At 39.8% G+C, this 16,031-nt stretch carries 13 protein-coding genes; 1 reads left to right on the top strand and 12 read right to left on the bottom strand.

The features are described 5' to 3' along the window. Positions 1–229: 229 nt before the first annotated feature. Positions 230–1,645, top strand: coding sequence for a Ktr system potassium uptake protein D (locus IGK96_RS03260; RefSeq protein ID WP_002385738.1), 1,416 nt, complete (start codon positions 230–232; stop codon positions 1,643–1,645). A gap of 35 nt (positions 1,646–1,680) precedes the next feature. Here the strand turns inward: IGK96_RS03260 and nifJ are convergent, their stop codons facing one another. The 12 genes from nifJ to xdh all read right to left on the bottom strand — a co-directional run bounded on the left by nifJ (position 1,681) and on the right by xdh (position 16,028). Beyond that, on the bottom strand, positions 1,681–5,214 hold the full coding sequence (nifJ, locus tag IGK96_RS03255; protein ID WP_070415725.1) for a pyruvate:ferredoxin (flavodoxin) oxidoreductase: 3,534 nt from the start codon (positions 5,212–5,214) through the stop codon (positions 1,681–1,683). A gap of 20 nt (positions 5,215–5,234) precedes the next feature. Beyond that, complete coding sequence (gene gltA / locus IGK96_RS03250; RefSeq protein ID WP_010776028.1) at positions 5,235–6,653, bottom strand: NADPH-dependent glutamate synthase; 1,419 nt, start codon at positions 6,651–6,653, stop codon at positions 5,235–5,237. Continuing rightward, positions 6,646–7,503, bottom strand: a complete 858-nt coding sequence (locus tag IGK96_RS03245) for a sulfide/dihydroorotate dehydrogenase-like FAD/NAD-binding protein (RefSeq protein WP_002365019.1) — start codon at positions 7,501–7,503, stop codon at positions 6,646–6,648. The genes gltA and IGK96_RS03245 overlap by 8 nt, the downstream gene beginning before the upstream one ends. Before the next feature lie 37 nt (positions 7,504–7,540). After that, entirely contained in the window at positions 7,541–8,005 is a 465-nt protein-coding gene (locus IGK96_RS03240; RefSeq protein WP_002382673.1) for a flavodoxin, read from the bottom strand. A 236-nt stretch (positions 8,006–8,241) separates the two neighbouring features. Beyond that, positions 8,242–9,072, bottom strand: coding sequence for a selenium-dependent molybdenum cofactor biosynthesis protein YqeB (yqeB, locus tag IGK96_RS03235; protein ID WP_002356611.1), 831 nt, complete (start codon positions 9,070–9,072; stop codon positions 8,242–8,244). Continuing rightward, positions 9,036–9,791, bottom strand: coding sequence for a selenium cofactor biosynthesis protein YqeC (yqeC, locus tag IGK96_RS03230; RefSeq protein WP_070415728.1), 756 nt, complete (start codon positions 9,789–9,791; stop codon positions 9,036–9,038). Before yqeC ends, yqeB begins: the two co-directional genes overlap by 37 nt. Next, positions 9,779–10,036: a DUF3343 domain-containing protein gene (locus IGK96_RS03225; RefSeq protein WP_070415729.1), complete on the bottom strand. Its 258-nt coding sequence runs from the start codon at positions 10,034–10,036 to the stop codon at positions 9,779–9,781. The genes yqeC and IGK96_RS03225 overlap by 13 nt, the downstream gene beginning before the upstream one ends. A 20-nt stretch (positions 10,037–10,056) precedes the next feature. Then, complete coding sequence (yedF, locus tag IGK96_RS03220; protein ID WP_002382672.1) at positions 10,057–10,644, bottom strand: sulfurtransferase-like selenium metabolism protein YedF; 588 nt, start codon at positions 10,642–10,644, stop codon at positions 10,057–10,059. 15 nt (positions 10,645–10,659) lie between these two features. Further along, positions 10,660–11,682 carry a selenide, water dikinase SelD gene (gene selD / locus IGK96_RS03215; protein ID WP_002356601.1) on the bottom strand — a complete coding sequence of 341 codons (1,023 nt, stop codon included), beginning with the start codon at positions 11,680–11,682 and terminating at the stop codon, positions 10,660–10,662. A 15-nt stretch (positions 11,683–11,697) separates the two neighbouring features. Next, complete coding sequence (gene sclA, locus IGK96_RS03210) at positions 11,698–12,846, bottom strand: selenocysteine lyase SclA (protein ID WP_113851296.1); 1,149 nt, start codon at positions 12,844–12,846, stop codon at positions 11,698–11,700. A gap of 13 nt (positions 12,847–12,859) precedes the next feature. Beyond that, positions 12,860–13,441 (bottom strand): molybdenum cofactor cytidylyltransferase, encoded by a 582-nt coding sequence (mocA, locus tag IGK96_RS03205; RefSeq protein ID WP_085443246.1) that lies wholly within the window; start codon positions 13,439–13,441, stop codon positions 12,860–12,862. A 13-nt stretch (positions 13,442–13,454) separates the two neighbouring features. After that, positions 13,455–16,028, bottom strand: a complete 2,574-nt coding sequence (gene xdh, locus IGK96_RS03200; RefSeq protein WP_085443245.1) for a selenium-dependent xanthine dehydrogenase — start codon at positions 16,026–16,028, stop codon at positions 13,455–13,457. Positions 16,029–16,031 lie beyond the last annotated feature (3 nt).

Below are 16,031 nucleotides of genomic sequence, written 5' to 3'. Positions count from 1 at the left end.
TTGTATCGTTAGACAAACTGACCAATTATTAATAAGTTGTTTGGGGAACAACCTATTTTTCTATTCTTTCATAAAATATCATGTTCTCGCTTGTTTGTGGATGTTTTCCAATTATTTCTAACGAATTTCTTATTTTTATTTGTCATTTCAAGGATTTTCTGGCAGAATTATTCGTTTGAGGCGAAAAGTTTTGGTATACTTAGTTTAATTAGAATTGGGAGGTTATCTAGTGAACCATACACGTTTGCTGTGGCTGGCACAGCGAAAAAGCGATCGATTTATTCGCAAAAATTTTTCATCTATTCAAATCATCGTCGCTTACTACATATTAATGACGGTTATTTCTTATTTATTGTTTTGCCTCCCTATTTTCAGAGAACCTGACTCGCATGTTCCTTTTATTGATTTATTTTTCTTAGCAATCAGTACAGTCAGCGTTACTGGACTCACCACAGTCGATATTAATTCGGTTTTTAATGATCGTGGGATTGTCTTATTGGAGGTTCTTTTCCAAGTTGGTGGCTTAGGGATTATGATGATTTCAACGGTCTTTTTTATTTTATCAAAACGGCGAATCACATTAAAGCAACGTCAGTTAATTATGACTGACATGAATCAGCCGCGACTGAGCGGAATTGTTCGACTGATCCGCACCACTTTTTTGATTTTAATTTGGTTCCAAGTAATCTTCGGCTCGCTCTTTTCGCTTTATTTTTATATAAGTGGTTATTATACGAACTGGCGAGATGCGATATTTTATGGCTTTTATCAAGCTATTTCTGCAGTAACTAATTCAGGCTTTGATATTTCAGGTGATTCAATTATTCCTTTTGCTCATGATTATCTCTTTTTACTGGCAATTATGTTCTTAATTTTTATCGGCGGGATTGGATTTCCCGTTTTACTGGAAATTCATGAGTGGTTACATTTTAAGAAAAAGAACTTTCGCAAGAAGAAACGAGGCTTGCCTTTCCGCTTCTCATTGTTTAGTAAAATTGCTTTGCTAGCGTTTATTGTTCTGTTTATTGGTGGGACTATTTTGATTTACTTATTAGAAAAAGATCACCTATTTTTGACAATGAATGAAAGTGGCCGTTGGGTAAGTTCGATGTTTTATTCGATGACTACACGAAACGCTGGCCTCCAAATTAATGATTTAGGGGACTTCCAAATCACAACATTGATTATTTTTTCTGTGTTAATGTTTATTGGTTGTAGTCCTAGCTCTGTTGGTGGTGGTGTTCGAACAACGACTGTTGCGATTATTGGTTTGTATTTGTTAGCCTTTTTAAAAAGTGAAGATGATATTAGCGTCTTTAGCCGTAAAATAGATGACGATGATGTCAAAAAATCGATTGTCGTCTTCATGTTGTCTTTGATTATGTGCTTTTTCGCTGTCGTCTTTTTGTCAGCCACTGAAAATCTGCCCTTGATTTCAATCATTGTGGAAGTCGCTTCTGCCTTTGGGACAACCGGTCTTTCTTTGGGCATTACAGACGATTTAACAACAGTAGGTAAATTAATGATTGCCTTATTGATGTTTATTGGACGTATTGGTATGCTTTATACCTTAATGATTTTTGTACCAAAAGAAACACGTGACTTAGGCTACGAATACCCTTCAGAAAAAATTATTATTGGATAAAAAACAAAGCCTCTCAAGTAAGAGGCTTTGTTTTTTTATTTTTTCATATGTGTGGCTAGTTTGTTATAACTTTCAGAGCGTTCAATTGCATCTTCTTTAGTTTTATCAAGTAAATGTTCGACTACTTCTTGATTCTCTTTAATTGTATGCAACGCAGAGTAACGTGTTTGTTTTTCAAGGAAATCACGCATTTTGTCAAAATCTGTTTTCTTGTAGTCAATGACCATCGGATCTTTGCCTTTCTTAACTAACTCTGGATTATAGCGATAAAGTGGCCAATAGCCAGATTCAACGGCTTCTTTGGCTTGATCTAACGTCCGAACCATTCCACCTTTGACCCCGTGATTAATACATGGGGTATAACCGATGATAATTGATGGGCCTGGGTACCGCTCCGCTTCGTCAATTGCTTTAATCGTTTGCATTGAGTTTGCGCCTAAAGCCACTTGTGCAACATAGACATTCCCATAAGTGATTGCCATCATCCCTAAATCTTTTTTAGAGGTATGTTTCCCACCCGCTGAGAATTTGGCAATGGCTGAAGCTGGTGTAGCTTTAGATGTTTGTCCGCCTGTATTGGCATATACTTCGTTATCCATAACAAAAATATTAACATCTTCCCCACTGGCAAGAACATGATCAATGCCGCTAAACCCGATATCATAGGCCCAACCATCGCCGCCGACAATCCATTGACTCGTTTTCACTAGTAAATCTTTTTGTTCGTAAATTTTTGTTAAAAGTGGATCTTCATCGGCTTCTTCACTTAATGCCGCCGCTAGTTTGGTTGCTCGCTGTTGTGTTCCTTCCCCTTCAGCCATGTGTTCCAACCAATCATTTAACAAGGCTTGAAGTGAATCTGATCCGACGTTTTTAGCAAGACTTTCTTCAACCAGACTAGCTAAATGTTGCCGTTTCGTTCGATTGGCAATATACATACCATAACCATATTCCGCATTATCTTCAAACAGCGAATTACTCCAAGCTGGTCCTTGGCCACATTCGTTCGTTGTATAAGGCGTCACCGGTGACGAACCACCCCAAATTGATGAACAGCCTGTTGCGTTAGCAATCATCATTCGATCACCAAATAGTTGCGTCAACAACTTAATATAAGGTGTTTCGCCACAGCCTTCACAAGCACCTGAAAATTCCATCAATGGCTGATTAAATTGGGAACCTTTAACAGAAAGTTTTTTGACTGGGTTGGCTTTTTGTTTAAGAGTCATCGCAAAGGCCCAATTCATTGCTTGCTCTTTCTGAGTTTCATAAGGTTTCATTAAAATCGCCTTGTCTTTCACAGGGCAAGCCTGAACACAAAGACCACAACCTGTACAGTCTTCTAAAGAAACTTGGATACGATACATCAATCCATCAGTGCCACGCATTTCGCGCATGGCAAAACCTGCAGGTGCTTCTTTCAGTTCTTCTTCATCCGCTAAAAATGGTCGAATAGCCGCATGTGGACAAACAAAGGCACATTCATTACACATCGTACACTTATCCATTTGCCACTCAGGCACTTCTAACGCAATGCCACGTTTTTCATAAGCCGCAGTGCCCATTGGAATGGCACCGCCCTTCATTCCGTTTTCAATCAAATCTGAAACGGTCAGCTGATCCCCTTCTTGACGATTGATCGGTTCTAAAATATTTGTCACAAAAGCTGGAGCTTCCGACTCTTTATTTTCTGGCTCTAAAACAATGGTTGCCCAATCTTCTGGAACTACAATTTCTTGCAGCGATTCAAAGGTAGCATCAATCGCTTGGTAATTTTTTTCAACAATTTCCATTGATTTTTTTCCATAAGTCTTTTTCACTTCTTCTTTAAGTAACGGTAAATATTGCTCTTTCGTTAAAATATCTGTTACTTCAAAAAAGGCAGTAGACATCACTGTATTGATCCGACGACCTAAGCCTACTTTGCGAGCTAACTCAACCGCATTGATAATATAAAATTTGATTTGGTGCTCCCCAATATATTTTTTTAACTTAGCCGGTAATAAACGATGAACCTTTTCTTGATCCCAAATAGTATTCAGTAAAAACGTTCCGCCATCTTTTAAACCTTTTAACAGGTCGTATTTATGCAAATAGGAAGCATTATGACAAGCGATGAAATCTGCTTGTTCAATTAAATACGTGGAAGTAATTGGCTCTTTACCAAAACGCAGATGCGAAACGGTTAAACCGCCTGATTTTTTAGAATCATAACTAAAGTAAGCTTGTGCATAAAGGTCGGTATGATCTCCGATAATTTTAATCGCTTGCTTGTTTGCTCCCACAGTTCCGTCAGAACCAAAGCCCCAAAATTTTGCTTGGAAGGTAGTATCTGGCGTTAAATCTAAAGTAGGTTCTTCTGGCAATGATTGATAGGTTACATCATCAACGATCCCTACCGTAAAGCGTTGTTTTAATTCTTTAAATGGCAATAACAAATGATCATAGATCGCTTTAATTTGATTAGGCGCTACGTCTTTAGAACCTAACCCATAACGTCCACCAATCACAATTGGGCGATTTTCATGTTGATAAAGAGCGCTTTGAACATCTAACAATAACGGTTCTCCTTCGGCTCCTGATTCTTTTGTTCGATCTAAAACCGCAACCTTTTCTACTGTAGCTGGTAATTTTTCAAGAAGGTTTTCGGTAGGAAATGGACGATATAAATGAATATTGATAAAACCAACTTTGCGTCCTTGTTGATTGAGATAGTCGACTGTTTGTTTGATTACTGGCGAAGCCGACCCCATTGAAATAATGACTTCTGTTGCATCTTCAACCCCGTAATAATCGGTTAAATCATACGTTGTTCCACGAAGATTGTTAATTTTTTTCATGTATTTTTGAACAATTTTTGGCATTTCTTCGTAATTTTTATTGACTGTTTCTCTTTGTTGAAAATGAATGTCAGGATTTTGAGCGGTCCCTGAAACAGTGGGATGATTAGGATTCATGCCTCCCATTCTAAAACGAGTTACAGCTTCCTGATTCACCATTTCTTTCAGGTCATCATAATCAATCACTTCGATTTTTTGTAGTTCATGGCTCGTTCTAAAACCATCAAAAAAGTTTACAAAAGGTAAACTACCTTCTAAGCTAGCTAAATGAGCAACTGCCGACAAATCCATCACTTCTTGAACACTCGATTCTGCTAACATACAAAAACCTGTTTGGCGGGTAGCCATCACATCGCCATGATCACCAAAAATACTCAACGCACTTGTCGTTACTGCCCGAGCCGCCACGTGGAACACAGAAGGCAGCAATTCTCCTGCGATTTTATACATGTTGGGAATCATCAACAGTAAACCTTGTGAAGCAGTATAAGTAGTGGTTAACGCACCTGTTTTTAACGAACCATGAACTACTCCCGCTGCCCCAGCTTCTGATTGCATTTCAATAACTTGAACTTTTTGACCATAAATATTTTTTAAACCACTTTCCGCCCATTCATCTACCAACTCAGCCATTGTTGAACTTGGTGTGATAGGATAAATAGCGGCAACTTCTGTAAACGCATATGAAATATAAGCCGCTGCGGTGTTTCCATCCATTGTTTTTTTCATTTTTTCACCTTTTATCTTTCCTAAACATTGCTTGTGACTGTTGTTTTTTGTGTTTTGACATACTGATCAATTGCATTAGCTGCGATTTTCCCAGCGCCCATCGCTAAAATAACGGTGGCAGCACCTGTGACTATATCGCCCCCAGCAAAAACGCCAGGTATTGATGTTGCTCCTGTTTTAGGATCAGCTTGAATGTAACCCCATTGGTTTAGTTCTATTTCTGGATATGTTGATAACAAGACGCGATTTGCCCCTTGGCCAATTGCCTCGATTACTGCATCAGCAGGAATGGTAAACGTGCTGTCTGGAACCGGTTCTGGCCTTCGTCTTCCAGACGCATCTGGTTCACCTAAAACCATTTTGACACATTCAACACCGGCTAGATTTCCTTGTTGGTCATCTAAATAAGCAATTGGATTCGTTAACCAATAATAGTTAATTCCTTCTTCAAGGGAATGGTGGTATTCTTCAATTCTTGCTGGTAATTCTTCTAACGAACGACGATACACAATGTTCACATTTTCAGCGCCTAATCGTTTGGCTGAACGAGCGGCATCCATTGCAACATTCCCGCCGCCAATCACAACAACATTTTTAGCACGTTTAATCGGTGTATCATATTCTGGAAACTCATAGCTATGCATTAAATTGATTCGTGTTAAAAATTCACTAGAAGAATAAACCCCATTTAAACTAGTTCCTGGGATTCCCATAAAGTTTGGTGCCCCTGCACCAACCGATAGATAACAGGCATCAAACTCTGACATTATTTCTTCCATCGTAATCGTTTTACCTACTACCACATTGGTTTCTATTGTTACACCTAAGGCTTCAATACTCGCAATTTCTTGTTTAACAATTTTTTTCGGTAATCGAAATTCAGGTATACCATAGGTTAATACGCCACCAGCTTCATGAAGCGCTTCAAAAATAATTACTTCGTAGCCGAGCTTTGCCAAATCCCCCGCAACTGTTAACCCAGAAGGACCAGAACCGACCACTGCGATTTTCCCTTTTGTTGGTTCCGCTGTTTTCTTAGGAAACTTGTGATTTTCTAATGCCCAATCGGCAACTAAACGTTCTAATTTGCCAATTGCCACTGGTTCAAAGTTTTTGGCTTTCCCTAATTTACAAACTTGTTCACATTGTTTCTCTTGCGGACAAACGCGTCCACAAATAGCAGGTAAATTCGTATATTTACTTAAAATATCGGCTGCTTGTTCCATGTTTCCTTCACGAATAGCTAAAATAAATCCAGGAATATCAATCATCACGGGGCATTTAGCAATACAAGGTGCATTTTTACATTGTAAACAGCGAATCGCTTCTTCTTGCCCTTCTGCTAATGTATAGCCTAAGCAAACCTCTTCAAAATTATTCTTTCTGATAGTAGGTGCTTGTTCCGCAATCGGTGTTTTTATACGACTTTTTCTAGCCATTTTTCTCCACCTGCTCTTTCAAACGATCTGTAAAGCAAACTGCTTCTTCTTCCTGATATTGCTTCATTCGATTAATGAATTCATCCCAATTTACTTCATTGCCTTTAAACTCAGGTCCATCAACACAGGCAAATTTCATGGTGCCATCAACAGTGACCCGACAACCGCCACACATACCTGTTCCGTCAATCATAATAGGATTCAAGGAAACATAAATTGGTAATTGATGTTTTTCAGCTGTCAAGGTACAAAATTTCATCATGATGCTGGGCCCAATCGCCCAACTGCACGCTACAGATTCACGTGCAATAACTTCTTCCATCGCTTCTGTTACTAAGCCCTTTTTACCTAATGAACCATCATCCGTTGTAATGATTAGTTCATCCGAATAACGACGGCATTCTTCTTGTAACAGAACTAACTCAGCTGTGCGTGCCCCCAAAATCGTAATCACTCGGTTGCCTGCTTCTTTTAAAGCCTTGATAATTGGATAAATAGCCGCGATGCCAACCCCGCCACCGACAACCATCACCGTTCCATATTGCTTCACTTCTGTGGGCATACCTAAAGGTCCAGTGATATCTAACAAAGAGTCGGAAGTTTTAAGTTGGGAAAGTGCAGCTGTTGTCTTACCGATTACTTGGAAAATAATTCGAATACTGCCTGCTTGTGGATTTGTCTCCGCAATCGTTAAAGGGATCCGCTCTCCTTTTTCGTCAATTCTTAAAATAACAAACTGTCCAGCCTGGGCATGTGTCGCTATTCTTGGCGCTTCCAGCCAAAAATCAAATGTATTACTAGATAATTGAGTCGACTGAAGAATATTAAACATTGAAATACCTACCTTCATCATTCCTTTTCATTCTGACTCCTACTTTCTTAAACCTTTAGGCAACGCTATCAGATAAAGTTGTGGCAACACTTTTAACAAATGTTTTTAGCATTTCGATGTCTTCTTCTTCTGCATTGTTTTCAATTTCAACTGTTTCAGCTACTTTTTTAGCACCAGCTTTTTCAAAAGCTCCTACAAAATCATGCGCTGATTTACAGAAAAATTCACCATATTCACGATCACCGGAACCAACAACGCCAAATGGCTTACCTGCTAAATCCTTTTCAGTTAATTCATCAAAGAAATCTTCAAATTCAAAAGGCAGTTCCCCATCACCATAAGTATACGTTGCGATAATACAAGCATCTGCATCATCAAAGAAGTCTACATCAACTTCTGAACATTCTTCACGTTCTACTTCAACTCCAGCTTCTTGAAACTGTTCTTCCAAAATCTCGGAAATTTCTTCTGTGTTTCCAGTCATACTTGCATAAACAATTTTTACTAGTGCCATCTTCATTCATTTCCTTTCTTTTTTCCTAAATATTTCAATGCATTCAAATGCAATTGTAACCCCTTACATTAATTCCTAAAAAAATAACTTTTACAAATGATTTTATTCACAAATTAATCTAACTAAGTATGTACTCTTCCCCTTTCGAGATAGAGTATTTTTTACTACGTCTTTACTATACCACATTCCAAACCGTTTTAACAATATTTTTAAGGTAAAAAAAATATTATTTAGGTTCTTTTTTATAAAACATTTTTCCTTCTTCCAATCATAAAAATTGCTTCTAAAACCGCTCCCCCTAATGCACGAGCTTTGTCGGAGATCGTCAAGCAATCGACTTTCTCAACTGGTCGAGGATCTACATCTGCACACTTCAACCCTTGATAACAGGTTACCTTTTCTGAAATCAATCCTCTCAAAGTCCCTGTCAGAGGCGAATAAACTGGAACCTGATCGATTAAAAATAATGCTTCCCCTTTCAACACGAGATCCCCTATGTTTTTAAGGTGGGTAACTTGTCCTGAAGCCGGGGCATGGACAACTCGTTCCGCACTTTTTCCGCCAATTTCACCTGGAATACCTGTATTAGGTAAAGCTGTTCCTTCAAAGTATAAACGTCCCAACCTATGTCCACGCATTGTCTCAATCACAACATCGACATCTTGCGGTGCTGAAAAGCCTGGTCCTAAGGCAATCGTAATCGGTGCCATTCCTCGATGCGTACCTAAATTTTTCTTAGCCAAAATCGCATCGATAACAATCAGTGGTTTCAATTGTTGAATAGCACTTGCTGTTTGATCGACAAAAACAGGCAGCTTATTTTGCTGCCAACATTTCGCGCAATCCTTTAATGAAGTAATTCGAACAGCAACCAAATCTTCCACTCTTTGTTCTTTCTGGAAAATAGCATCACAAACTGAAACAGTCCGCCGAATGGCCAGAGGACATTCTGTTTCTAATACTAGTATTTTAAAGCCAACGTGCCATAATTTTTGGATAACACCTGTCGCTAGATCGCCCCCTCCGCGAACAATCACTAATTTTTCTTGGATGTTTTGACTGATTTCTCCCATAAAATAAGTCCTTTCTCTAATTCCATATTGCAAGCAATAATCTTGTCTAATTTTTCAAAACAGCTTTTGGGTAATTGAAGACAGACATTCATCGCTTGAACGAACTCTCTTCGCGTATGGGTTTGATTTAAACACAAAATTCGTTGGCCTTGGCTCTCTTTAAACAATCCTTTTGGATGAGCAATGAGTTGAGCTAACAATGTTTCTGTGATTGGTTCTTGTTGTTGCGCATCGGTTAATTCCAAAAAAAGCGGCAACCGATGAATGGTCGTTTCATCTATCTTTTGACCAATCACAGAAATCGGAAGCACACCAATTGTGGTGGTTGTTTCTTTTAATATCACGGGTTCATAAGAGGACCAGCCTTTCAAAGGTCGTTGTTTGGATCCATCCGCTTCTAAAAAAACTTTCGTGAAGTGCTGAAACAATATTTGAAGCGAGGTCATTGCAGGCATCGTTAGTTTTGTTTGATTGTTGATAGCGGTTCCTGCTAAAGTGATTCCGCAGATATTCGGCGTTATTTTTTCAAAATGGTTTGTATAAAAATAATCATACAATTGACGTTGGGGAAACCCAATTTTTGTGGTTGTACTAACCAGAACAGCTTCCTTTCGATATGTTTTTGCTAGCGCCCACATTAAGCTTGTTTTCCCACCACTACCAACAATCGACACAATTTCCTTCCCTTGTAAATCAAAACACTTTTTTAAGGACTCCACAGTTGGTACCTCCTTTCCCCAAGGTCATTTTTCACAGAAAAAATAGAGGCTACGCGTACTTTTGCTTCTTCTAAAAAACATACACTGCGAGTTATTTCCGCTTCATTAATGAGTAAACCGATCCCACAGCCATCCGTCAATGATGGTGGCAAAGTAAAGGCGCGAACAGCCACCTTTCTTGCCAACAGTACTTGTTCTGCCTGAACAGCATAATGTGTATTCGGAAAGGTTAGCAAATACTCCATCTTTTCACCTTCTTTTTTTGTTAAAGCGTAATTACTTTAGCCGCTTGATTCATTGTTTCAACAATTTCGTACATATTAGTAATAGAGCCGATAGCTAAGGTGTCTGTTAAATGATAAAAATCTAAACAGGCCCCACACGTTTGAATCGTGGTTCCCTTCTCCGCTAATTGTTGCAAATCAGCTAAGGTATTCGCTGCTTGATTCGTTAAAAACGCCCCTCGATTAAAGAATAATAGCTGTGTAGGAACAGTTTCTGCTTCTGATAAGGATTGAAGATAACTTTTCATTAATAGTCGTCCTAGCTGCTCGTCTCCAGTACCTAATTGATCGGAGCCAATCGTAATTACTAAATCTGTTGCTGACTGACTTGTTTGTTGAGTCGCTTCTTCAGGTACCGTAATTTTGACAGAGAAAACCGTGGCTTCTATCTGCTTCGCAGTCAAAGTGGCCTGTTTTTTAGCAGCTAATTTTTTTAAATTTTCAATGGCTACTTCGTTATCGACTAAAACCTCGATAGTGCCTCCAGCTAAACCTAGCTCCGCCAAAGCTTTTTTCGTTTCAATCACAGGTATTGGGCAAGGTTTCCCCAATGCATCTACTAATTTCATATTTGGCCCTTCTCTCTATAAAAGTACTACTGCTTGTTGTTCTTTTGGCAGAACCTCACCAATAATTTTGGCAACAGGGTCCTCTTTTTGAATAGCTGCTAAACAGGCTGCCGCTTCGTCAGCAGCAACACTAATTAACAGTCCGCCAGATGTTTGTGGATCAAACAAAAGTTCTTGCATTTCCATAGAAATTTTTGAATAATCGATTGTCGTTCCGATTGTTTGTCGGTTTCTTTGCCCAGCTGCAGTGACTAAACATTCTCCGGCGTAGGCCAACGCTCCTGTAATGGTTGGTAACGCTTCTGTATCAATCAGTAACGTTACCTGATTATCAGCCATTTCTTTTGCATGAATTAATAGACCAAACCCAGTCACATCAGTACAAGCATGTACTGCGTAGGATCGAGCATTCGCAGCGGCATATTTATTTAAACGTTCCATCGAATCTTGTGCGATTTTTTGTTCCGTCTGCTTCGCCAATTGCCCCCGAACAGCCGCTTGAATAATTCCTACACCTAATGCTTTAGTTAAAATCAAGACATCCCCCACCTGTGGCGTATTATTATGCCACAAATTTTCTGGATGAACTTCTCCAGTTACCGCTAAGCCATACTTAGGTTCATGGTCATAAATCGAATGGCCTCCCGCCAGTAAAGCACCCGCTTCCTTTAATTTTAAACTGCCACCCAAGAGCATTTGTTCCAACCATTCTTTTGACATCTTTTGTGGAAAACAAACAAGATTTAGCGCATAAAGGACTGTACCGCCCATGGCATAGACATCACTTAAAGCATTAGCGACCGCAATTTTTCCAAATGATAACGGATCATTGACCATTGGTGAAAAAAAATCAACCGTTGAAATCAAAGCTTTTTCAGGCGTTATTTGGTAAACAGCGGCGTCGTCGGCATGTTCAAATCCGACGAGTAGCCGCTCATTTGCCGGTGTTTCGGGTAAGTGTTGCAACAATTGGTTCAGTACACGGGATTCAATTTTTGCCCCGCAGCCACCTGATGTACATTGTGATAAAAAATCCATGCTGTCCGCTCCTTCTCAAATTAGTAGTTCTTGTAAAGCGTGAATTGTCCAAGTAATTTCTTCAGGCGTTGTCTGCCAACCAAAGCTAAAACGTAAAGTGCCAGTTGCTAAAGTCCCAGCTGTTTCATGGGCTAATGGTGCACAATGCAAACCTGCGCGCGTCATAATGCCATATTGTTCTGCTAGTTGCTGTGCCACCACTGTTTCTTCCTGATTCCACAGTGTGATAGAAACAACAGGGACAGTTTGTGCCACGTCCTTGGTTCCCAAAATTGTGACAGGTAACCCTGATAAACCATCTAAAAAATTCTGCATTAAGGTTCGTTCGTGCTTTTGAATCGCTGCTAAACCAATTTTATTCAACTCTTTAATAGAACTATTTAAGCTTAAAATACCTAAACTGTTTAACGTACCAGCTTCAAATTTATCTGGTAAAAAAGAGGGTTGATCAAAGGAATTAGAATGGCTACCAGTGCCGCCCGTTATCAGTGGCTTAACCGCTTCAGCCCCTCGCTCACTATAAGCTAACCCACCAATACCTGCTAATCCATATAAGCTTTTATGTCCAGTAAAGGCTAACACATCAATGGCCATCTGGGTCATTTTTATTGGTAAAAATCCCGCCGTTTGAGCCGCATCCAAAACAGTTAGTAAGCCTTTCTGTTGAGCCCATTGAAAACATTCTTCAATGGGTAAAATTGTGCCTAAGACATTGGATGCGTGTGTCATCACCAAGGCTTTTGTATTCGTGCGCCAGGCTCGCTGAATATCTTCTACATCTAACAGGCCAGTTTTTTGACAAGCAACATACGTCACTGAAATGCCTCGTTCTTTCTCAAGCAAGTGAAGAGGTCTAGCTACTGCATGATGTTCTAACATAGTCGTAATCACATGGTCGCCAGGTTGTAAAATCCCCGCTAATGCAAGATTTAAGGAAGTTGTTGCGTTATTCGTAAACGTAATCTGAGCCGCACTGGGTGCCTGAAAAAAGTCTGCTAACAATTGACGTGTCTCTAAAAGAGGAAGCCCCTCTCTAAGCAAAGGGGCATTTCTTCCGTAATTCATGAACTGATTTTCTGCTAAATAGGCAGTCAAAGCCTCAATGGTTGCTGGAAATTTTTTATAGGAAGTCGCTGCATAATTTAAATAAACCAAGTCCTTCATACGTTTTTCCTCTCTAACTATTGGTTTCTTGAATTAATTTTTGGTACTCTTCTGGCGTGTCGATATCTTTTAAACGGCCAGGAGTCGCTATTCTCAACATCTGAACTGCTTCTGGAAAGCGTTCATAAATCATGCGTCCGCCTGTTTCACCAGTCAATGTTAATAGTTCTTGTCGAAATTTATTACCGAATAATACTGGACTACTAGGACAACCATCTTTTTGTAATGGCACTATAATTTTATTTCTCTGACATTTATCTAACACGGGTTGTAGCATTTTAGGTGTTAACAATGGTTGATCACTAGGTAAGTATAAATAGCCAGCTCCCCGAGCTTGTTCAGTTCCTAAACGAATACTGCTACTTTGCCCTTCTTGCCATTGATGATTGAGAATCACCTGAATGTTCTTAGGTAAAGGAAACGCTGGCTGATTCTCAGGCGAAACAACTAAAATCCGTTCTAATACGTCTAATTGATTCACTAAGGTTAACGTGTGCTCTAAAAATGTTTTTCCTTGATATTTTAAGAACAATTTATTTTGGCCCATCCGTTGTGAATTGCCCGATGCTAGAATAATGACACTAACGAGTGACATGAGTTGTCTCCTTTTATCTTTTTTTCTTTTGATAAGGGGTATTTTCTAAAGGCAGACTTGGTCGGAGCTGACCATCCAAGGCAAAATATGCGCCTGCTAAAGCTGGTGCGGTAGGGATCGTTGCTAACTCACCTACGCCTTTAATTCCATAGGCTAAACCTTCGTGAAGATTGTCAGCATGAACCAAAATTGTTTCGATTGGTGGTACTTGAGCGGCATTCACTAATCCTAGCGTTGCATATTTTGCTTTAACATAGCCTTCTTCTAAGGCAAATTTTTCAGTTAAAGCATACCCCATGCCCATTGCAATCCCACCTTCAATTTGACCTTCAGCAGCTCGTGGATTCACCACTTGCCCCATATCATACGCAGCCACAAATTTAGCTACTTTTCCTTTGTCATCTAGAATAGCTACTTCAGCAGCATAACCATAACCAGCATGACTAACTGGACTTTTTTTATCATTGATTAATGGATCCGTTTTCGCTGAATATTCCCCATAAAATTCTTCACCTTCCAAATCACTTAAAGCACGTCCCATATCAAGTTCATACCGTAATTGCATTGCCGCTCTTCTAGTTGCTTCTCCTGTGAAGAGTGACTGCCTCGAAGCCGTTGTCGTTCCTGAATTCGGCGTTCTTCTCGTATCAGGTGCTTCCGCAACAATCATTTCTGGTGGTAAATTTAATGTTTCACAGGCAATTTGCGTCGTAACGGTTGCCATCCCTTGACCGATACAAGCAGCACTTGTGCGGACATGTATTTTTCCTTCTTCAACAGAAATAATACAACGCCCTGTATCAGGTAGCCCCACACCCACGCCACTATTTTTAAAGAAACTAGAAATTCCAGCAACTTCCGCTTGTTCATAGACGTCTTTAACTGCTAACAAGGCTTCTTTTAACGCCGCATTTTTCGAGACCAATTGTCCATTCGGTAAAGTATCTCCTGGGGCGACGGCATTTTTAAAGCGTATTTCCCATGGTGATAGTCCGACTTTTTCTGCTAACAAGTTTAAATTACTTTCAATTGCAAAAGCCGTTTGGCAAACACCAAATCCACGAAATGCACCTGCTGGCGGATTATTAGTATATACAGCAAACCCTTCCACATCAATCGTTTGATACTTGTAGGGACCTGCCGCATGTGTACAAGCCCGTTGCAATACTGGTCCTCCTAAAGAAGCATAGGCCCCAGTATCCGCATAAATCACTGCTTTCATTGCAGTTAAATTGCCTTCTTCATCACAGCCGGTCGTAAAGTCCATTTCCATGCCATGGCGTTTAGGATGAACCATCAAACTTTCTTCACGGCTTAGCAGTACTTTTACTGGTTTCTTCAATAACCAAGCGGCTAAGGATGCATGATGCTGAACACTCATGTCTTCTTTTCCACCAAAACCACCACCAACAAGTTTTGATTGAACATGAATTTTTTCCTTGTCCAGTCCTAACATCCGAGCCACTTCCCGTTGTTCATCATAGATACTTTGACCCGCACTAAAGAGCAAAATGCCCTCACCTTCAGGCTGTGCAATCGCACACTCGGGTTCCATAAAGGCATGTTCGTTAATTGGTACGGAATAATGTTCTGTCACTATAAACGCAGAATTTGCTAATACTTCCTCTGCATTGCCACGTACCAAGTGTTCATGAGACAAGATATTGCCCTTTTCATGAATAGCTGGTGCACCTTCTGCTAAAGCAGCTTCACAAGAAGTAAGCGGTATCATTTCTTCGTAATCAACTTCCACTAAATTTTTTATCTCTGGTAAGGTTTCTTTTCTTTTTGAAACAACGAGTGCCACTGCATCCCCAACGTACCGTGTTATTTCTCCTTCTGGAATCATTACATCCCAATCGGAAATAAATTCTAAATGACCAATTTTATTATTTCCTGGAACGTCTTTAGCTGTGAACACAGCCACACAGTCAGGATGCGCCAACGCTTGGGTACTATCGATTGATAGAACTTTTGCACGAGGATAGGCACTCCGCAAAGCAGATGCATGAAGCATTCCTTCTATGTCAATGTCATCTACATAAATCCCTGTGCCTAATGTTTTCTCTACTGCATCGACCCGTTGGAAGTCTTCCCCTAATTTACCATTTGAATGTTCTTCCGGAATGCTCGTTTCTTCACAAAACATTTTAGCAGCTAACTGAATGGCTTCTATTATTTTCACATATCCTGTACAACGACAAATGTTTCCTCGTATAGCTTTTTGAATGTCTTCTTTTGTGGGTTCGGGTTTCTTGTTCAATAATCCTTGTGCCGAAATAACCATCCCAGGGATGCAATACCCGCACTGAACTGCACCCGTTTTTGCAAACGCATAGGCATAAACATCTTTTTGCCGTTGGCTTAAACCTTCGATTGTCGTGACTTCTTTACCAGCTAATTTTTCTAGAGTAAACAAACACGCTTTGGAAGCCTTTCCATTTACTAGCACCGTACATGCGCCGCAAGAGCCTTGGTTACAACCATCTTTTGTTCCAGTTAGGCCCAGATCCTCCCGCAAAAAGTCCATTAATTTTTTGTTTGTTTCACAGGTTTCACTTTGACCATTTACAATAATTGAATACATTTC

Source organism: Enterococcus sp. DIV0682, from assembly GCF_051712685.1.
Classification (GTDB): Bacteria; Bacillota; Bacilli; order Lactobacillales; family Enterococcaceae; genus Enterococcus; species Enterococcus faecalis.
The sequence above is the reverse complement of the archived record's forward strand: the minus strand, read 5'-3'. Positions and strand labels throughout refer to the sequence as shown.